This window comes from Sorangium sp. So ce302 (assembly GCF_051530145.1).
GTDB lineage: Bacteria > Myxococcota_A > Polyangia > Polyangiales > Polyangiaceae > Sorangium > Sorangium cellulosum_B.
On the sequence record NZ_CP150326.1, the window covers coordinates 5,144,905 to 5,164,652 of the forward strand.

Consider the following 19,748-nt stretch of genomic DNA (forward strand, 5'->3'; position numbering starts at 1 on the left):
CACCAGAGCAGGACGAAGATGAGGAGGGTGCTGAAGCACCCGCCGCCGAGCTTCTTCGCGCCGTAGCCCGCCGCGATCCCACGTAAACCTGTTGCCTCGCCATGAATCGCGATGTGCTACCAGCCGAGTTTGGCGATGACGAGGCGCTTCCGCTCGCCGTCGCTGGTGCCGGGTAGGGGCCCCGTGCCGAAGTCGGCGTCCGGAGCGGTCGTCGTGCCCGCGACGAGCGTCTCGCCGACCGGCGAGGTGGCGACTGCGCGCAGATCATCTTGGCTTGTGGTGCCCATGAGGCGGCTCCACACGAGCTGTGCATCGGGCGTGAGCTTGGCGACGAAGATGTTCGGACGGCCCTTTGCTCTCAGGGAGCCGCTGCCGAAGTCGATCTGTCCAGCGGCAGTGCCGACGACGACGAGATTACCAGAAGGATCGCGAGCGACTCCGTACGCGTGCTGCTGGTCTACCGCGTCTCCGAACGCGCGCATCCATCGGGACTCCCCGTTCGCCTCGAGCTGCACCACGAAGACATCCCTGTCGTCCCCTCCCGTTAACGTGTGCTCGCCAACATGCATCTCGCCGCTGAACGAGCCCACCACCACGGGGCGACCCGACTGGTCCACCGTGATGCCAAACGGCTGCACGTCGCCGGAGCCCGGTCCGTCGAGCGCTCTGGCCCACACCGATTGCCCCGCGGGCGTCAGCTTCACGATGAACTGGCCTCCATCGACTCGAATTGGCACCTCGCGAGTGCTGAGATTGATTGTGTCCACGGACCAGCCGAGGACGAAGATGTTCTTCGAGCTGTCGACCGCGACTGCAGTGGCAGCTTCATACAACGATGTGCCGTTGAACGTGCGCACCCAGCAGCCTGGCTCGCTCACGAGCCCGGTGGCACCGTCGAGCTTCGCCACGAGGATGTCCTCGCCGTCAGGGGTGATCGATCCCTCGCCGAGATCGATGGGCTCGCTGAATCTTCCTGCGACGATGATGTCGTCACTTGCGTCGATGGCGACTCCGGTGAGTGTGCCGCGGCCTCCCAGGCCGATGCTCCAGACATGTTTGCCCGATGCGTCAAGTCGAACGATGAACGGGCCCGCTGGGAGCGGCCCCTCGCCGAAGTCGATTCCCCCCTCAACGCTCTCGCCGGTCAGAACGGGGTTTCCCCTGGAGTCGACGACAAGGCCCGCGGCATAGTCCGCGCCGAGGTCCCCGAAATGTTTGGCCCAGAGGGGCTCGCCAGCTGGGCTCAGCTTGAGGAGCAGCACGTCACCTCGGTCGCTGGCCGAAGAAAAGGATTCTCCTGCGATCGCGATCGTCCCTGAAAAAACTGCGCTGACGAACACGTTCCCCTCAGCATCGCTCGCAACTGCCGAAGCCCCGGCGCCGCCGGCTTGCTCAAACGCTGTCGCCCAGACGATGCACTCCAGCCCATCGCAGTTCTCATCGTCCGCGGCGTCGCAGCGCTCCACCGCAGGCAGGACCTCGCCCTCGCATACGCCCCAGGTCCCGTCGGCGCCGCAGGTGCGCATCCCTTCCCGGCACATCCCCTCGTTCCTGGTGACGGGCGGGCCGCCGTAGCAAGCTTCCGAATCGTCCGGCGTGCACGATGTGGGCTCGCCTTCACCGCCAGCGCCCCCGACACCGCCGGCGCCCCCAGCACCTCCAGCGCCCCTGCCGCCAGGCGACTGATCGGTGAACTCGTCGAGGCCGAGCAGCGCCGCGCACCCGCTGGCGTACAGGGTCAGGCCGATGATCGAACCAAGAGTGTACGCTCGTGCGTGCATGCGATGTTCTGCGCGCTCGCCATCTACCGCGGGAGCGGCCATGCGGGCGCCGGAGCGGAGGTTATCACATCGGAAGAGCTGCCGGCACCGTATCTTCGGAGCGAGCGCCCCGGGGCGTCGCGCGTGGTTTCCTCCTAGCCTCGGGCGCGTCGCGGCATGGTGCCATATCCGATGAAGGAGAGCGCTATCCGCGATGAGAGCCGGCGAATCGCCGCGCGAGGGAGGAAGCGGGAGAGCTGGGCCGTCGCCTTGCTCAGCGCGGTCGGGACGGCGACCACGTCGCCCCGATCCGCTGCCGCGATGCCGTAGGCCGCGCAGTCCTCGGCGGTGAGCTCGAACGGCATCTTCCTGCGCGGCACGCCGGGCGCGCCCGCGTCGAAGATCTCGGTGGTCACCGGCCCCGGGCACAGGGCGGTCACCGTGACACCGGTCCCGTCGAGCTCGACGGCCAGGCTCTCGGACAGCGAGAGCACGAACGCCTTGGTGGCTCCATACACCGCATGTCCCGGGGTCGGCTGGAACGCGGCGAGCGACGCGACGTTGAGCACGCGCCCTCCGCCGCGGGCCACCAGCTCGGGGACGACCGCCGCGCAGAGCGCGACGACGCTCTCGCAGTTGAGCCGCACCAGCATCGCCTGCGCCGCGGGATCGCCGTCCAGAAAGGGCCCGAACCGCGTCGTTCCCGCGTTGTTGACGAGCCATGCCGCGCCGCCCAGCTCGCGCGCCCGATCCCGCACGCGGAGGGCAGCGCCCTCGCTGGTGATATCGAGCTCCAGAGGGTGGATGGGCGCGTGCCCAGCGGCGCTCGCCCTCGCGGAGAGCTCCTCCAGACGGTACGCCCGCCTGCCGATGGCGAGCACCGGCTGCCCGCGCGCCGAGAGCTGCCGCGCGATCTCCGCGCCGATGCCGGACGAGGCGCCTGTGACGATACCGAGGCCCGAGGTCGTGGTCATGGAGCGAGCCTTTTATGCTGCTTCGTCCAGGATCGCGAGCGGGCCGTGCCCCTGATCTGCGGGGCCCCGGTCTGCAATCTTCCCGCGCGATATTGCCGCAGCGCGGCAGAATCGCGCGAGGGCCTCGAGCGCGTCATCGGCTCTGGGGAGCCGAAGGTCGCGCGTCGGTGTCGACCTCGTGCCGTTCCCGTCACCAGGCCATCCGCTCCAGGCGTGTGCGGCCGATCGCCCGTGCGGTTTGCCAGCCGTCCCGCGCGCATGACAGCATCGGACCATCGGGCGGTAGGGGTGGTAGAGGACCGTCGCCTACATGCGGAGCGGGCTTTCGCAGCCTTCCTCTTGCAGATCACGGCGCGGAGCGGCTAGCCTGGAGCTCGTACTTCCGGAGCTCGGGTGCTGAGGACCCGCGAGCGATGCAAAGGACCCGCGAGCGAGCCATGCGCATTCGACGAGCTGCTCTAGTCGCCACGGCCCTGCTCGGGCTGCTGCCGGCGCCGGCGCGCGCACAATCGCAGCCATTCGCCCCGGTCACCCTCTATGAGCCCACCATCGACACGCTGCCGGAGGTCGAGGGGACCGGCCTCTGCGCCGCATCGGCCCTGTCCGACAACGTGGATAACGATTTCTATGTGCCCCTCCCCAGGGACGAACCTGGCGAGCGTCTGGCTTATAACGACAAGGTCAATGCGTTCATCACCAGCAAGATCGGGGTTGTCGAGGCAGAGTATCGCGAATACGTCGTTCGGACCGTCCTGGATCTCAGCAACAACAACAGCGACGTTGATGATGACCAGGACCCGATCGAAGAAGGCCCGCTGAGCTACGGCGACTTCACCGGACTGATGTCGACGACGTGCCAGGAGGGCGGGTGCGACTTCCCCTGGAACAGCCACGGCACCGGCCAGCCGTTCGGCTCCAGGCTCCGCGGGTTCTTGCGGGTCCCCGAGGAGCTCGTGGGTCGACCCGTTCATATCGGTTTCTTCGCCGACGATGCGATAAGCCTCACCTTCTGGGACAAGCTCAATGGCGTGAAGCCCGTCATGGTCCGTCCGGCGCGGCTCGGCCTTCCGACATGGCGCCTCACGAACACCGTCATCTTCGAGATGCCAGGCCTGTACCCGCTCGAGATCCTCTACGTCGAAATCGCCGAGCACGCGGCGCTCGAGATGTCCTACTTCGTCGGCGAGTTCGAGGACTTCGAGCTCGGCGCGCGGGTAGGGGGCAGCGAGAGCCTCAAGGAGGCTAACTATTCCATCTTCCAACCCGCGCAGTTCTTCCAGACGCTGAGCGGCTCGCCGTCGTTCCCCGATCTCGACCAGTGCCAGCAGTGCAATCGCCAGTTCGCCGGCCAGGCCGGGACCAACGGCTGTCCTGGAAGCTACTATTGCAATGAGGCGGCCCTGTGCGCCCCGTGTGACACCGCACAATTCTGCGGCGAGTCCTGCTCGGCCTGCACGGGCGACACGCTGTTCTGCATCAACCTGGAGGGCAGGTCTCAGTGCGCCGAGTGCCGCACCAGCGCCGACTGCCGCGACGGCTTCAGCTGCGACCCCGAGACGCACGAGTGCGAGGAGGAGAACGAGTGCGAGATCGACCCGGACTGCCCGCGCGGCAAGATCTGCGTCGAAAACACGTGCGTCGTATGCGACACGGCCGACCGCTGCGCCGGCAACTCGTGCAACTGCTGTCCCAACGGCATCAACGGCACGCAGATGGACTGCGCGGCCGTCGAGCCGGGGGGGATCGAGATGTGCGTCGAGTGCCTCACCGACGAGCAGTGCCCCGACGGCAAGGTGTGCCACGTGCCCACGGGCCACTGCATGGACAGGCCGCTCCCGACGAACGCGCTGCCCAACTGCTGCGGTGAGGGCTGCGTCGACTGCATGCACCCCGAGGACCCGAGCGACCCGCAGTCGCCCCCGGTGCCGTTCTGCCTCCCCGGGCCCGTCGGGACGGCGTGCGCCGCGTGCCGCAACGACATGGATTGCGCCGAGGGGCAGTACTGCCTGAGCGGTGAGTGCAAGGAGTGCGTCAAGGATAGGCGCTGCGGGCCGCGCTGCGACAGCTGCGGCGGCGACACGCCGTTCTGCCTCGGCCAGTTCTCCGAGCTCGCGGCGTGCGTGCGCTGCACGTCGGACGAGCAGTGCGCCGGCACGACCTGCAACCGCGAGACCCACGAGTGCGACCCGCCGGGGTGCATGGCGACCTGCGGCGAGGACACCCCGTACTGCGACGGCGAGAAGTGCGTCGAGTGCTACGCCGACACGCAGTGTCCGTGCGGCAACACGTGCGACCTCGCGACGAACACCTGCGACATCTCCTGCAAGACGAACCTCGACTGCCTCGGCAACGAGCACTGCCGCTGGACCGACGAGGCGGACGCCAAGGAGTGCGCGCTCGGCCCGATGCCCGACAACGTCGCGTGCGGCGGCACCCTCGCCGAGATCTGCAGCGTCTCGGTCGTCGGCCAGAAGGGCGCCGATCCGCGGGCCGCCGGGCTCGTCGCCCTCGCGGCGCTGGCCCTGATCGAGCGAAAGCGCCGCCGGCGCAGCGGAGGTGCCTCGTGAGAACGCGTCCACTCCTCGCCCCGCTCCTCGCGCTGTCCGCGCTCCTCGCCGCGCGCCCCGCGCTCGCCGAGGAGGGGCGCTTCGATGCCCAGGTCTTCCGCCCGGCAGCGGCGCCGCGCGATCTCGTGATGGTCCAGAAGTCCGAGGTCATCGGCAACCTCTCGCCGACCGTCGGCCTCTACAGCGACATCGCGGCCGACCCGCTCGTGCTGCTCGTCGCGGGCGACGACACGAGGCAGGCCGTCGACGCCATCTCCGGGCGGCTCGAGCTCGCCTTGCTCGCGGGCATCGGCTTCTTCGACGTGTTCGACGTCACGATGGCCATGCCGCTCGTCCTCTTCCAGGAGGGCGGCAACCTTCGCCGCTTTGGCACCGAGGGGTCGGTCAAGAGCTCCTCCGTCGGCGATCTCCGCCTGTCCACGAAGATCTCGCTCCCGTACCTGAACCGGAAGGAGCAGGTCAAGGAGGGGTTCGGGATGGCCATCTCGGGCAACCTCAACTTCCCCACGGGCGACCAGAACGCGTTCACCAGCGACGGGGCGCTGAGCGGCGGCGCGACGCTCATCGGCGACTACCGGTTCAACTTCGGGCTGCTCCTCGCCGCGAACGCTGGCATCTGGCTGCGGCCCGACAACCAGTTCGCGGGCGTGCGCGTCGGCGACATGGCGCAGTTCGGCGTGGCGGCCGAGCAGTACGTCGTTCAGAGCTGGGGCCTGTCGGTCATCGGCGAGGTGTACGGCTACCCCTCGCTCACGAGCTACCCCGACGACCCGGGGCAGATCCCCGCGGAGGCGCTCCTCGGGCTGCGCTGGCAGACCAAGCACGGCATCACGATCACCTTCGGCGGGAGCTTCGGCGCGGCGTGCGGCTTCGGCTCGCCCTCGATCCGCTTCTTCAACGTCATCACGTGGCAGCCGAAGACCTCCCAGGAGCAGGAGGAGATCAACCGCCTGCAGCAGCGCGACAACGACGATCCGGATCGCGACGGCCTCATCGGCGCCGCGGACCGCTGCCCCGACGTGCCCGGGAGCCCCGAGAACTTCGGCTGTCCGGACCTCGACACCGACGGCGACGGCATCTTCGATCGCGACGACAAGTGCCCCGACAAGCCCGCCGGTCCGCACGGGAAGGACGGCTGTCCGCTCGCCTTCATCCGGGGCGACGAGATCGTGATCACCGAGCAGGTCCACTTCGCGACCGACAAGGACATCATCCTCGAGGACTCGAACTCGACGCTCGAAGCGGTCGCGCAGGTGCTGATCGACAACCCCGACATCCGCGAGGTGCGGATCGAGGGCCACACCGACGTGCGCGCGACCGACCTGTACAACATGGCGCTGTCCCAGCGCCGCGTGGCGAGCGTCATGGCGTACCTGATCGCGAAGGGCGTCGATGCCGCGCGGCTCCAGGCGGTCGGCTACGGGCACACGCAGCCGATCTACGACGACACCGGCTGCCAGGGGCACGACGACCAGCTGTCGCCCGATTGCCAGTTCATGACGTCGAAGAACCGGCGCGTCGTCTTCCGCATCCTGCGCTACGGCGCCGCGGGGGCGAAGCCGCTCACCGGCGCGCCCGAGGGGGGCGAGCAGCTCCTTCCGTCCGGCGGCGTGCTGCCGCAGAAGACCCAGGGCACGCTGCCCAGCCAGGGCACGCTGCCGGGGCAGGGGGTCCTCAAGTCGAACGTGCTGCCGAGCGGCGGATCCTCTCTCCCGCCTGCGGGCGGGGCGCCCGGCGGCGCGGCACCCCTGCCGAACCGCGGCAACGCGGGCGGTCTCCCGAGCAACACGGGCGTGCTGCCGCGATCCGGTACCCCCGCGCCCGCGCCGCCGGCACCGGCGCCGTCCTCGTCGAGCCAGCCGCCTGCTCCCGGAGGCGGGAGGACTCGCTAGGAGGGCGTCGATCCTCGGGCCTACGGAGATGGATGGAAGAGGCGCGATGGCGGTCGAGCGCGCGTTGCGAGAAGAGCGGGCGTAGCTCGAGACTGCCGAGCTCCGAGCGCCTCAGGGGAGGAGAGGTCAAACGGACGTCAGCGTCACAGCGGCAGGAGCCGCGCGACGCTGACGTCTTCTGTTGCGCTTACTTCTTCGGCGCGGGCTTCACGGGCGCCGATGTCGTGGCGGGCTTGGCCGACGACGACGGGGGGAGCGGCGACGGCGGGGCAGAGGAGGCCGGCTTGGCCGACGACAGCGGGGTGGGCGACGCGGGCTTCGCCCCCGGCTTGCCTGGCTTGGCCGAGGTCGCAGGAGCGGGCGAGTCCTCGTACGGCTCGTCGGCTGCAGCCGGAGGAGCAGCAGGCTGGTCCGCCGGCGGCGCCTCCGGCTCGGCAGGCGCCGCCGAGTCGGCGGGCGGCGTCGCCGGGTGCAACGTCAACGGCTTCGCCTCTCCCTCGGTGCGGCGGACCCAGATCACCGCCGTCCCGCTCGCGACGCTGGCATAGCGGCCGTCCTCGGTGCGGATCTCCTCGTTGACCGCCTCGATGACCGCGTCGCCGCCGACGCCGCACGCGGCCTTGCGGAGCGACTCGAGGCGCTCCGCCTCCGTGCGGGCCGTCGGATCGCTCGCGATCGGCTGAAGGCGATGGTACTCGCGATCGGGCAGCTGGCCCGCCGGAATGACGTGCATGTCGCTGCAGAACTCGCCGGAAGGCGTGCGTTTGTCTCGGAACTGAGTGCTGCAACCGGCGATCAGCGCGGCACCCAGGGCCGCCGAGAGGAGGAGGCGCTGCATGCTGCCTTCTTACCAGCGATGCGACGCGCGATGCAAACCCCGTGCATCATGGACGCAGCCGACGTGCACCAGGGACGCCAGCCGACCCGGCGGCACGCCGCCTCTCGCAGGTTGCTTGCGGGTGGATCGGCTCCTTATGCCGTGCCCGTCACCGGGCCGCCACACCCGCTGCCACCGCCCCATCCACCGTCCCATCCAGTGTTCCGATCTCGTGAACGCCTGGATATGCTTCGCGGCCGATGCGCCCGATCGAGCGATCCGCTCCTCTCGGCTTCCTCACCTTCCTCGGCGCGGCGCTCGCCGCCGCGTGCAGCGCGCCTCAGGCGGCGCCGCACGCCCCTCCGCACAGCGCCGCCCCTGCCGAGGAGAGCGCCTCGAGCGCCGCGGCGTGCCTCGCGGCCGCCAGCGCACCGCGGCAGGCCCGCCCCGACGAGCCGCCGCGGATCGGCGTGAAGCACATCCTCGTCCGCTATGCCGGCGCCGATCGCGCCGAGGGCACGACGCGCACACGCGAGGAGGCGTGCCTGCGCGCGATGGAGGCGCGCGACAAGATCCGCGGCGGCGCCGACTTCGGCGAGGCGGTGGCGCAGTACAGCGAGGAGGCCGGCGCGGCGTCGCGCGGCGGCTCGCTCGGCACCGTGGAGCGCGCCGACGTCCTGCCGCCCTTCGCCGATGCGGCGTTCGAGCTCGATATCCAGCAGCTCAGCGACGTCGTGGAGACCCGCTATGGCTTCCACGTGATCTTCAGGACGGAATAGCCCTCCTGCCGAGAGCGAGCCTCCCGCCGGAGACCTCTCTGCCTGCCCGCGCGCGGCCTCTCCTCGCAGGCCACATCACGGCGCCTCGCGGGCCGCGCGCGCAAGGGTTGCGTTCTCGGCGGAGGCGCAGCATGAAGCACCCATGCGCGCTCACAAGCTCCTCGCCGCCTTCGCCGTGATGATCGCCTCGCCAGCGCTGCTGATCGCGGCGTGCAAATCCAGCGACGAGCCGGAGGAGGTCGCCCCGGCGCCAGGCGCCGTCACGGCGCCGACCGCGACGGCGCCGCCGCCCGCAGCGACCGGGACGGTGCCGGCCGCGACGCCGACCCCGGCCGCGCCTCCAGCGACCACGACCGCCGCCCCGACCCCGGCCGCCCCGGCGACCCCGAAGCCGGACGCGGGCGCGCCGGCGGACGCCGGCGCGCCGAAGGACGCCGGCACCGCCACCACGGCCGACGCGGGGGCGCTCTCGACCAAGCTCGCGGCGTGCGCCGCGAAGTGCCAGACGATCCTCCAGACCTGCCTGACGCCGAAGTTCCCCGCGGACGGCGGCCTGCCCGCGCTCGCCGATCCGGCGGCGTGCCAGGGCTCGTTCGACTCCTGCCGCACCGCCTGCGCGCCGTAGCTCCCGCCCCCCTCGGCGAGGCCGGCTCCAGCGCCGCCGAGCCTACTTCTTCTGGGCGCCGGCCGGCAGCGTGATCCGGAAGAGCGCGCCGCCGGCCGCGCCGGTCGTCACCGTGATGTCGCCGCTCATCGCCTCGACGAGGTGCTTCGCGATGGACAGGCCGAGCCCGGTGCCGCCCGACGCGCGAGAGCGGCCCGGATCCACCCGGTAGAACCGATCGAAGACGCGGGCCTGGTGCGCCGCAGGGACGCCCGGCCCGTCGTCCTCGACCTCCAGGACGACGCGCCCGTTCGCGGCCCGCGCGCGCACCACCACGTGCGAGCCGTTCGGCGTGTGATGGATCGCGTTGTCGACGAGGTTGGTCAAGATCTGGTCCAGCGCGCGCGGATCCGCCGCGACGAGCGTGCCCGGCGCCACGTCGATCTTCACGTCGGTGTCCCTCTCCATGGCGCGCCCGCGCAGGAGCGCCACCGCCGCCTCGGCCTGCACCGAGAGGTCGAGCGTGCCCGGCGAGAGCGGCCGCTCGCCGCCCTCGATGCGCGACAGATCGAGCAGATCGTCCACGAGCCGGTGCAGCCGGGTCGCGTTCCGCTCGATCACCTCGACGAAATCGCGCGCCGCCTCCGGGTCGTCGAGCGCGCCGCCGAGCAGCGTCTCGCTGCTCGCGCGGATCGACGCGACCGGCGTGCGCAGCTCGTGCGACGCGTTGGCGATGAAGTTGCGCTGCAGGCCCTCGATGCGCCGCAGCTCGGTCACGTCGAAGAAGACGGCGACGACCCCCGCCGCCCCGCGGCTCTGCGCCGGCAGCGCGAGCGGCGCGGCGTTCACGAGCAGGATCCTGCGCCCCGGAGGCCCGGCCACGCCTGGCGCCGCGGGCGAGATCTCGATCTCGCGCGTCGCCGCCGCGCGCGCGAGCGCGACCTCCTCGAGCAGCTCGTGCAGGCTCGACGAGCGCAGCACCTCGAGCGGCGGGCGGCCGACCGGGTCCCTGCGGATGCCGAGCAGCTGCGAGAGCGCCGGGTTGACCAGCGTGATGTCGCCCTTCTCGTCCGTGACGAGCACGCCCTCGCGCATCGACTCGAGCACCGCGCCGAAGCGCTCTCCCTCGCCCCCGAGCTCGCGCCGCGACACCTCCAGGCTCTCGGCGAGGTCGTCCAGCGCGCCGCCCAGCGTGGCGATCTCGTCGTGCCCCTGCATGCGCGCGCGCCGGCCCAGGTCGGCCCGCATCTCCCGCGCGACGCCCGTCAGGTAGACGAGCCGCCCGGAGAGGGCGCGCGCCCCGGCGAGCGCCGCGGCGACGGCGAGCGCGAGGGCCAGGAGGGTGCCCTCCACCACGCGCGTGCGGGCGGCGGACAGGCTGCGGTCGATCGCGACCGGCTCGAACGCGACCCGCACCACCCACGGCCCGTCCGGGCGATCGAGCCGCTGCGCGGCGTAGAGCATCCGCATCCGCGTCGTCTTGCTCACGCGCTCGCTGCGCCCCGTGCCCTGGTGCCGCGCGTCGGCGACCTCGTCGCGCGTCGCGTGCGTGTCGAGCTGGCCGAGCCCCTCCGGCGCGACCGACGAGTCGCCCCGCACCGCGCCCTGCGGATCGATGAACGTGACGCGCGCTCCTGCGACCTTCGACAGCGCCGTCGCGAGGGCGGGCGCCTCGGCCGCGAGGTCTCCTGATCTCGCGGCGACCTCGGTGACGAGCGCCGTCCGCGTCGCCAGGTCGTCCTCCGTGTGCGCCGAGAGCTCTGTCCCGAGCGTCTTCAGGACATAGCCGTCGAACACCAGGGCCGCGAGGATCGCGATCCCCACCGCGAACGCGATGAGCTTGCTTCGTATACCCATGTCACCAGCGTGCCCGGCTCACGCCGCGCGCGACGTGGGCGAAGATCCTCATGTTACCTGGTTTTGTCCGTTCCATGACGACTCGTTGACGTGATGCGGGGAGACGGGTAAACGCCCGGCCCCATGGGATTGACCCGTGACGCAGTCTTCTTCGACGCGCTGGCCAACCATGCGCGGCAGAGCGTCGCAGCGAGCGAGCTCCTCCTGGAGATGCTCGACCGGCTCGACGAAGCCCCGGCCCTGGTGCAGCGGATCTCCGACCTCGAGGACGAGGCCGACAAGATCACCCACGAGTGCCTGGCCGCCCTCCACCAGACGTGGATCACGCCGCTCGATCGTGAGGAGATCCACGCGCTCATCACCCGCCTCGACGACGTGCTCGACTGCATCGAAGCGGCGAGCGTGAGGATCGTGCTCTTCGAGATCAGCAGCATCCTGCCGGACGCGCGGCTGCTCGCGCAGGATGTCGTCGACGCGTGCACCGTCATGAGCTCCGCCATCCAGTCGCTCAGGGACCTGAAGAAACAGCCGCACCTCCTCGAGCTCTGCGTCGAGATCAACAAGATCGAGAACGCGGCGGACGCGCACTACCGCAACGGGTTGGCGGCGCTCTTCAAGAAGGGGAACGACCCGCTCCTCGTGATGAAGTGGCGCGATATCTATGACCTCCTGGAGCACGCGACCGACCGCTGCGAGGACGTCGCGAACATCATCGAGGGCATCGTGCTCGAGCACGCATGACGACCTACATCCTCGCCATCCTCATCATCGCGCTGGCGTTTGATTACATCAACGGCTTTCACGACGCCGCGAACTCGATCGCCACGGTCGTCTCGACGCGCGTCCTGTCGCCGCGCACCGCGGTGCTCTGGGCAGCCGCCTTCAACTTCATCGCGTTCGCGCTGTTCGAGCCCACGGTGGCGCGGAACATCGCGAAGGGCGTCGAGCCGGGGTTCATCACGCCGAACGTCATCCTGGGCGGCCTGCTCGGCGCGATCATCTGGAACCTGCTCACGTGGTGGTGGGGGCTGCCGTCGTCGTCGTCGCACGCGCTCATGGGCGCGTTCGCCGGGGCCGCGGTGAAGAGCGCGGGGCGGCTGTCGGTACTCGACGCGACGGTCTTCGGCAAGACGGCGGCGTTCATCCTTGTGTCGCCCTTGCTCGGCGCGGTCATCGGGTTCTCGCTCATGCACGCCATCCGGCGGCTCGCGCGGGGCTGGACGCCCGGGAAGGTGAGCTCCCGGTTCCGGCGGCTGCAGCTGCTCTCCGCCGCCGCCTACTCGCTCGGGCACGGCGGCAACGACGCCCAGAAGACGATGGGCATCATCACGGCCCTCCTCATCTCCGCGGGCCTCCAGGAGGGCGGCAAGGACCCGAAGCCGATGCTCTGGGTCGTGCTCGTCTGCCACGCGGCGATGGGCCTCGGCACGCTCTCCGGCGGCTGGCGCATCGTGAAGACCATGGGGATGAAGATCACGAAGCTGAAGCCGGTGGGCGGCTTCGCGGCCGAGACGGCCGGCGCGGCGACGCTGTTCAGCGCCACGGCGCTCGGCATCCCCGTGAGCACGACCCACACGATCACGGGCGCGATCGTCGGCGTCGGCGCCACGAGCGGGCGCCTCTCCGCGGTCCGCTGGGGCGTCGCCGGGCGCATCGTCTGGGCCTGGATCTTCACGATCCCCGCCTCGGCCGCCCTCGCCGCGGTCGCCTACACCATCGCGCGCGTCATCAGCGGCCAGCCCTGACGGCGCAGGCGAACGCGGCGTGACGCCATGCAGGCGAGCAAGCGCCTCGCTCGCGCGCCAGGCGGCGGCGCTCGCGCGGCCCGCCCTGGGACTTACGAAGCGCGCCGCCGATCTCCATAGCGCGACCATGCGGGCGCTCGTGACGGGGGCGACGGTGGCGCCGGGAGGGGCGGTCGCGCGGGCCTTGCTCGCCCGCGGGCACCGCGTGCGGGCGTTCTCCGCCAGGCCTGGCGATCCGACCGCGGCGCGGCTCATCGAGCTCGGCGTCGAGGTCGTCCAGGGTAGCGCCGACGAGCCCCGCTCGATCGCGCGCGCGGCGGCCGGCGTCGACGCGGTCTTCGCCATGGGCTCGCCGATCGAGGGCGGGCCCGCGGCCGTCGAGGCGGAGCTGCGGCTCGGCCTCGCCGCCGCCGAGGGCGCGAGCGCCGCGGGCGGCGCGCACCTCGTCTACACCTCGGTCGCGAGCGCCGACCGGGGCACGGGCGTCCCCCATTTCGAGAGCAAGGCGACCGTCGAGCGGCACATCACCGCGCTCGGCGTCCCTTGCACGATCCTCGCCCCGGTGTGCCTGATGGAGAACCTGCTCACGCCCGCGGCGCTCCTCGGCCTCCGGCGCGGCGTGTACGCCGCCCCGCTCCCGGCGGGCTGCCCGCTACAGCAGATCGCGGCCGACGACGTGGGGCGCTTCGCGGCGCTCGTGCTCGAGCGCCGGCGCGACTTCCTCGGGCACCGGATCGAGCTCGCGTCCGACGAGCTCACCGGCGCCGAGGCCGTCTCGGCGCTGTCCCGCGTGGCCGGCCGCGAGATCCGCTACGCCGAGGTGCCGCTCGCCGAGGTGCGCGCGCGCAGCGAGGACCTCGCGGCCATGTTCCGCTGGCTCACGCGCGGCGGTCACGGCGTGGACCTCGGGGCGCTCCACGCCGCCTACCCGGAGGTCGGGTGGCGGCGCTTCGAGGACTGGGCGCGCGAGCACCTCGCGGGCACGCTGACCCGAGCGGTCGCGTGAGCCTGCGAGGGTGCCGCGTCGATCCGGCGCGTGGTCCACCCGGCCCGCGCGCGGAGCTCATCCGACGTGCTACGGAGCGCGGCTCGGTCGGGCCGCCCCGAGGCTGATGAAGTGGTCGAGGATCCAGGTCTTGAAGCGGCTCAGGTCGAGCCGGTCGAGCAGCGGCAGGAACGCCCGCTCCACGCCGTCCTCGCGGCGCACGGAGGCGAAGTCGAGCACGCCGACGTCGTTCGCGGCGAGCACGTACGGCATCACCTCGGTGCGCCCCTCGTCGAAGGCCGCGAGCAGCAGCGACCCCTTGAGGAAAGCGGCCGAGACGTCGAGGAAGGCGGGGCGGATCCCGCGGATGTACCGGCTGAACGGCTCCGCGATCACGCGCTTGTCCGGCGAGTCGCGGAGCCCCGCGCCCTCGAGCTGCATCTTCAGGTAATCGCTCGCCGACATGCCGGGGTGCTCCTTGCGGCGGCGCTCGGCCTCGTAGCCCTCGGCGACGATCACGAGCGCGTAGTCGGCGCGCTTGAGGCCGTCGGCGAGCTCGCTCAGCACGTCCTGCGGGAAGCGGAAGAAGGGGAGCACGATGAGGTGCGCCCGGGCAGCCACCGCGCAGTGCAGCGCGTGCCGCCCGCTGCGATTGCCCATCATCTCGAGGATGTAGATGCGCTTGTGTGTATAAGCGTCCTCGTAGAGCCCGCGCGCGATGGTCGCGCCCGTCTCCACGCCGGACAGGAAGCCGATCGCGCGATCGCCCTCCAGATCGTTGTCGATGGAGACGTTCACGAAGCCGGCCTGCGGGCGCACCTCGAACTCGTCGAGCCACGCCTTGATGCCCTCGAACGTGCCGTTGCCGCCGACGCAGATGAGGTGCGTGAACCCCTGCGCCTTGAAGGTCGCGGCGGCCTGCTTGCGCTTCTCGCGATCGAGGAAGCCGGAGTAGCGCTCGCTGCGGAAATCGCTGCCCGCGTCGAGCACACGCCGCCCCATCGAGCGCGCAGGGATGCCCTGCGCGAGCAGATCGTAGCGCTGGCGGCGGCTCATGATGAGGCGCTCGAACTGGGGCTGGGCGCGCGCGTCCGCGGTCAGGGAGCGGAAGCCCTCGGTCGCGGCCCACACCTCGTAGCCTCGCCGCGCCGCCTCCTCGGTCAGCGCGACGGCGACCGAGGAGTAGCCAGGGGCGTTGCCGCCGTCGAAGACGAGCAGCAGGCGCTTGTCCGATGCCGGGAGGGTGTCGGGACGTCCGAACTCGACGATGCTGGTCATGGCGCCGGCCTTCTACCACGCGACGACGAGGTTGGCTGAGCGATTGTCACACGTTCGCACTCGTTGTTTGACGACGCCCGGCGTTGGACGACAGCGCCGCGCGGCGTCGAGCGAGCGCGCCGCGCCGCGTGGCGCTCCGCGCGGCGTCGAGCGAGCGCGTGGCGTCGAGGGCGCGCCGTTCACCCCGTGTTGCGCATGCCGGCGGCGATGCCGTTCAGCGTGAGCAGGAGCGAGCGATCGCGCCCCGAGTCGCCGCCGCGGCTCGCCCGCAGGAGCTCGACTTGCAGGAATGAAAGGGGGTCGACGTAAGGATTGCGCAGCGAGATGGACCGCTGGAGCGTCGGGTTGCCCTCGAGCAGCCGCCGGTTGCCCGTGAGCCGCTTGAGCCACGACCGCGTCCGCTTGTATTCCGCGATGATCCGCGGCGCGACCGCCTTGCGCGCGGCGGCCGGCGCGAGCTCCGCGTAGCCCGCGAAGATCGTCATGTCGGCCTTCGCGAGCACCATCTCGACGTTGTCGATGACCGCCCGGAAGAACGGCCACGACGCCATCATCTCCTTCAGCAGCTCCGCGCCCTCGGGGCGCTGGCCCATCGCCTCCAGGCCGCTGCCGACGCCGTACCACCCCGGGAGGATGGCCCGGTTCTGCGTCCACGCGAAGACCCACGGGATCGCGCGCAGCGACTCCAGGCCGCCCGCGCGCCGCTTGCTCGGGCGTGAGCCGAGCGGCAGGCGCGCGATCTCGTCGATCGGGGTCACGGCCGTGAAGAACTCCACGAACTTGGGCTCCTCCCAGACGAGCGCGCGGTAGGCGCGCCGGCCCGTCTCGGCGAGCTCGTCGAACGCAGCGGCGTAGCGCAGCTCGGACGCGGTGGGCGGCCGCGGCTGCGCGCCCAGCGTGTGCAGGAGCACCCCGCTCAGCATGATCTCCAGCGTGCGCATCGCGAGCTCGGGGCGCGCGTACTTGTGGTCGAGCGCCTCTCCCTGCTCGGTCGCCTTGTAGCGGCCGCCGACGCTGCCGGCCGGCAGGGCGAGCAGCGCCTGGTGCGCCGGTCCGCCGCCGCGCGCCACCGACTCGCCGCGGCCGTGGAAGACGCGGAGCGGCAGCTCCGCCTCCGCGGCGATCTTCGGCAGCGTCTCCTGCACGCGCCGGAGCGCCGCGCTCGCCGCGAGCAGGCCGACCTCCTTGCCGGAGTCGCTGTATCCGATCATCACCTCCTGCACGCCGCGGGCGAGGACGTGCGGCCGATACGAAGGGTGCGCGAGCAGCGCGCGCAGGATCCTCGCGCTGTCGTTCAGCGCGCCGAGCGACTCGAACAGCGGGACGACGTCGATCCGCGCGCACGAGCGCGCCTCGTCCCACAGCCCTGCGGCCTTCGCGCTCGCGAGCGCGGCGAGCACGTCGTGCTCGCTCTGGGTCATCGACAGGATGAGCGTGCGGCAGGACGACTCTCCGCCGTCGCGCTGCGCCGCGGCGATGCGCTGGAGCGCCTCGAACACGCGGCGCCCCTCGGGCGTCATCTGCGCCGGCTCGACGCGGCCCTCCGCGAGGCTCTGCGCCGCGGCGCGCGCGTCCTCGGCCGGCGCGCGCATCTCGAGCTCCGCGAGCGCGAAGCCGAGCGCGCGCACCTGCGAGAGCAGCGCCCGAGCGCGCCGCTCGCCCGAGCTCGCGCAGCGCGCGGCGCGCAGGCTGTCCGCGACGACCGCGAGGTCGCGCTCGAGCTCCGCGGGCTCGCGGTAGGGGACCGCCAGCGTCGGCTCCTCCGGGCGCACGAAGGCGCGCCCCTCGCGCGTGGGGCCCTGCCCGGAGCGCGCGCGCGCCTCGGCGCGGCCGTGCTCCGCGTGCTCGAGCGTGGCGGTGAGGCGCGCCTCGATGAAGTGCAGCTTGCGGCGCCACGGCTCGCCCTCGGTGCGCGGGCCGAAGTGCGCGGCCACCTCGGGCATCGCGGCGGCGTCCTCCTCGATCGAGGCGAGCAGCCAGGGCGGCGGCGTGACGTGCCGGACCGACTGCGACAGCGCGCCGCCGAGGTCGCGCGCCGCCCGGATGAGCCGGCGCAGCCCGCGGGTCCGGTAGGCGAACAGCGCGTCCTCGAGCACGGCGGGCACGACGAACGGGTTGCCATCCATGTCGGCGCCGACCCACGAGTGGATCCGGAGCGGCACGATCTCGGCGTCCAGCGGCTCGCCGTACGCGGCCTCGAACGCGCGCCCGATCGCCGCGGGCAGGTCGGGGAGCAGATCCCAGAGGATCTCCTCGATGTACCAGGCGACGTTCTTCACCTCATCGCCGACGGTGGGGCGATCGCGGCGCACCTCGTCGGTCTGCCAGAGCGCGGTGATCTCCTCGCGGATCTGGGCGAGCTTACTCGCCGACTCGTCGGGCGTCAGCTTGCAGCGATCGCGCTCCTCGAGGTTCCTCGCGATGCGGTAGAGCTTCTCGAGGACGGTGCGCCGCGCCGCCTCGGTCGGGTGCGCGGTGAAGGTGAGCGTGACGTCGAGCGTCCTGAGCGCGGCGCGCACGCGCTCCGCGGGGACGCCGGCCTTCTTGAGCGTGTGCATCGCGGCCTCGAGCGAGCCGCGCTGCGGCCGCGCTCCGGGATCCGTCGCGTACGCGCGCGCGCGGCGGATGCGGTGGTGCTGCTCCGCGAGGTTGACGAGCCGGAAGTAGACGGTGAACGCGCGGATGACGGGCTCGAGGCGATCGTGGGGCAGCTCCGCGAGCAGCTTGCTGAGCTCCGCGGCCGCGTGCGCGCGCCCGTCGCTGGGGCCGCGGCGCCGGCGGATGGCGAGCGTGCGGATGCGCTCTTCGATGGCGAAGAGCTCTTCTCCCTCCTGCTCGATCAACACTTCCCCGAGCAGGCGTCCAAGCAGGCGAACTTCTTTGCGAAGAGGTCGATCGACCTCACGGCGGCGCGGCGGCATGGCGGCCAGCGTAGCGCGATGCGGCGTAAAACGGACCACCGAGTGTGGCCTGGGCGGACGGTCGGTGGCGCCGGGGGTGTGGCGGCGCCGGGGCAGGTGGCGCGCCTCGGGGCCTGGGCGGGTGGCGCGCGCCGGGACCTGGGCGGGTGGGCGGTGGTGCGAGCACGGTCCGTGCATCGCCCGTTCATCCGCGCCCTTTCGAAGCCTCGTCGAGCTCGTGTACCCTCGGGCGGATGGCCGATGACGTGTTCGGGATCGTCGGCACGACCCAGGGGGCGTTCAAGGTAGAGCGGGTCGTCGCCGAAGGTGGGTTCGGCGTCGTCTATCGGGCGTACCACGAGGCGTTTCGAGCGCCGGTCGCGCTGAAGTGCCTCAAGGTCCCGGCGACGCTGCCCGAGCAGCTGCGCGTGCAATTTCTTGAAAAATTTCGTGAGGAAGCGGAACTTCTGTTCCGCCTGTCGGCCGCGATCCCCGCCGTCGTCAGGCCGCTGCACCACGACGTGATCTCGGCCGCGACCGGCGCCTTCGTGCCGTTCATCGCGCTGGAGTGGCTCGAGGGCCGCACGCTCGCGAGCCACATCGCCTCCCGCGCGGCGATGGGAGCGCCGCAGCTCGCGCCGGGGGAGGTGATCCGGCTGCTCGCGCCGGTCGCGCGCGCGCTCGAGGCGGCGCACCATTTCCCCGGGCCGAGCGGCCCCACGTGCGTGGTGCACCGCGATCTCAAGCCGGCGAACATCTTCCTCGCCCAGATCCATGGCGCGGAGGTCGTCAAGATCCTCGACTTCGGCATCGCCCGCGCCCGCGACGCCGCGACGGTCATGGCCGGCCAGACCGCCACCACGTCGGGCGGCCTCTCGACGGCGTTCACGCCCGCCTACGGGGCGCCCGAGCAGTGGGCGCCGAAGCGCTTCGGCAAGACGGGCCCCTGGACCGACGTCTGGGGGCTCGCCGTGACCGTCGTCGAGGCGCTCGCCGGCCGCGAGATCATCGGCGGGGATCACGTGGCGATGATGGGCACGGTGCTCGACGAGAAGCGCCGCCCCACGCCGAGGAGCGAGGGCATCTTCGTGCCCGACGCGCTGGAGGCCGCCTTCCGGCGGGCGCTGGCCGTGGATCCGCGCGAGCGCTTCCGGGACATCGGTGCGTTCTGGGACGACGTCGAGCAGGCGCTCGGGCTGCCGAGGAGCGCTCCGCCGATCGCGGTGCCCAGCCGGAGCCACGCGCCGGCCGCCGCCCGCGTCCGCTCCTCGGTGTTGCCCGCATCGCCCTCGCCGCCGGGATCGACGCGGTCGCAGGATCTCCTCCAGGGCACCGCCCTCGCGGCGCCGGCGGCGTTCGCGGAGGCGACGGCCCGGGAGCTCCACCTGCCGGAGCGCGGCGGCGGCCGCTTGCTGCCGCACAGCCTCCCCACCGAGCCGGTCGTGCCGCTCGCGCTCGACTGGTCTCCTCCCGCGCCCGCGCCCTTCGCGCGGCCGTCCTATGCGCCGTCGAGGATGCCGCCCCCGATGGTGGAGCGCGCGCCCGCGCGCCCCAGCCTGAGCACCGGGGAGCTCATGGCGATGTTCGCGT

Annotated in this window: 13 protein-coding genes and 1 pseudogene; 8 read left to right on the forward strand and 6 right to left on the reverse strand. The window is 71.7% G+C overall.

The features are described 5' to 3' along the window. Positions 1 to 116: 116 nt before the first annotated feature. Both WME73_RS19505 and WME73_RS19510 read right to left on the reverse strand, forming a co-directional pair. Positions 117 to 1,823: an SBBP repeat-containing protein gene (locus WME73_RS19505; RefSeq protein ID WP_437916698.1), complete on the reverse strand. Its 1,707-nt coding sequence runs from the start codon at positions 1,821 to 1,823 to the stop codon at positions 117 to 119. A gap of 92 nt (positions 1,824 to 1,915) precedes the next feature. Beyond that, positions 1,916 to 2,734, reverse strand: coding sequence for an SDR family NAD(P)-dependent oxidoreductase (locus WME73_RS19510; protein ID WP_437916700.1), 819 nt, complete (start codon positions 2,732 to 2,734; stop codon positions 1,916 to 1,918). Positions 2,735 to 3,171: 437 nt separating this feature from the next. Here WME73_RS19510 and traA point away from each other — a divergent pair, with 437 nt between their 5' ends. Together traA and WME73_RS19520 are read left to right on the forward strand one after the other, a co-directional pair. Then, positions 3,172 to 5,301, forward strand: coding sequence for an outer membrane exchange protein TraA family protein (gene traA / locus WME73_RS19515; protein ID WP_437916701.1), 2,130 nt, complete (start codon positions 3,172 to 3,174; stop codon positions 5,299 to 5,301). Further along, complete coding sequence (locus WME73_RS19520; protein WP_437916702.1) at positions 5,298 to 7,193, forward strand: OmpA family protein; 1,896 nt, start codon at positions 5,298 to 5,300, stop codon at positions 7,191 to 7,193. Before traA ends, WME73_RS19520 begins: the two co-directional genes overlap by 4 nt. Before the next feature lie 187 nt (positions 7,194 to 7,380). On the opposite strand, the gene WME73_RS19525 is transcribed toward WME73_RS19520, so the two are convergent. Continuing rightward, entirely contained in the window at positions 7,381 to 8,031 is a 651-nt protein-coding gene (locus WME73_RS19525; protein ID WP_437746914.1) for a hypothetical protein, read from the reverse strand. A 239-nt stretch (positions 8,032 to 8,270) separates the two neighbouring features. On the opposite strand from WME73_RS19525, the gene WME73_RS19530 reads away from it, so the two are divergent. Next, complete coding sequence (locus WME73_RS19530; protein WP_437916703.1) at positions 8,271 to 8,789, forward strand: peptidylprolyl isomerase; 519 nt, start codon at positions 8,271 to 8,273, stop codon at positions 8,787 to 8,789. 142 nt (positions 8,790 to 8,931) lie between these two features. Then, positions 8,932 to 9,414 carry a hypothetical protein gene (locus WME73_RS19535; RefSeq protein WP_437916704.1) on the forward strand — a complete coding sequence of 161 codons (483 nt, stop codon included), beginning with the start codon at positions 8,932 to 8,934 and terminating at the stop codon, positions 9,412 to 9,414. A 42-nt stretch (positions 9,415 to 9,456) separates the two neighbouring features. On the opposite strand, the gene WME73_RS19540 is transcribed toward WME73_RS19535, so the two are convergent. After that, entirely contained in the window at positions 9,457 to 11,250 is a 1,794-nt protein-coding gene (locus WME73_RS19540; RefSeq protein ID WP_437916705.1) for an ATP-binding protein, read from the reverse strand. 123 nt (positions 11,251 to 11,373) lie between these two features. Here WME73_RS19540 and WME73_RS19545 point away from each other — a divergent pair, with 123 nt between their 5' ends. The 3 genes from WME73_RS19545 to WME73_RS19555 all read left to right on the forward strand — a co-directional run bounded on the left by WME73_RS19545 (position 11,374) and on the right by WME73_RS19555 (position 14,001). Further along, on the forward strand, positions 11,374 to 11,991 hold the full coding sequence (locus WME73_RS19545; RefSeq protein ID WP_437746918.1) for a DUF47 domain-containing protein: 618 nt from the start codon (positions 11,374 to 11,376) through the stop codon (positions 11,989 to 11,991). Further along, positions 11,988 to 12,995, forward strand: coding sequence for an anion permease (locus WME73_RS19550; protein WP_437916706.1), 1,008 nt, complete (start codon positions 11,988 to 11,990; stop codon positions 12,993 to 12,995). Before WME73_RS19545 ends, WME73_RS19550 begins: the two co-directional genes overlap by 4 nt. Before the next feature lie 127 nt (positions 12,996 to 13,122). Next, positions 13,123 to 14,001 (forward strand): NmrA/HSCARG family protein, encoded by an 879-nt coding sequence (locus WME73_RS19555; protein WP_437748000.1) that lies wholly within the window; start codon positions 13,123 to 13,125, stop codon positions 13,999 to 14,001. A 69-nt stretch (positions 14,002 to 14,070) separates the two neighbouring features. Here WME73_RS19555 and WME73_RS19560 read toward each other — a convergent pair whose 3' ends face one another. Further along, positions 14,071 to 15,258: a 6-phosphofructokinase gene (locus WME73_RS19560; RefSeq protein ID WP_437746920.1), complete on the reverse strand. Its 1,188-nt coding sequence runs from the start codon at positions 15,256 to 15,258 to the stop codon at positions 14,071 to 14,073. A 179-nt stretch (positions 15,259 to 15,437) separates the two neighbouring features. Then, entirely contained in the window at positions 15,438 to 18,179 is a 2,742-nt protein-coding gene (locus tag WME73_RS19565) for a phosphoenolpyruvate carboxylase (protein ID WP_437916707.1), read from the reverse strand. A gap of 233 nt (positions 18,180 to 18,412) precedes the next feature. Here WME73_RS19565 and WME73_RS19570 point away from each other — a divergent pair. Continuing rightward, positions 18,413 to 19,294, forward strand: a pseudogene (locus WME73_RS19570) (serine/threonine-protein kinase); the annotation flags it as partial. Positions 19,295 to 19,748 lie beyond the last annotated feature (454 nt).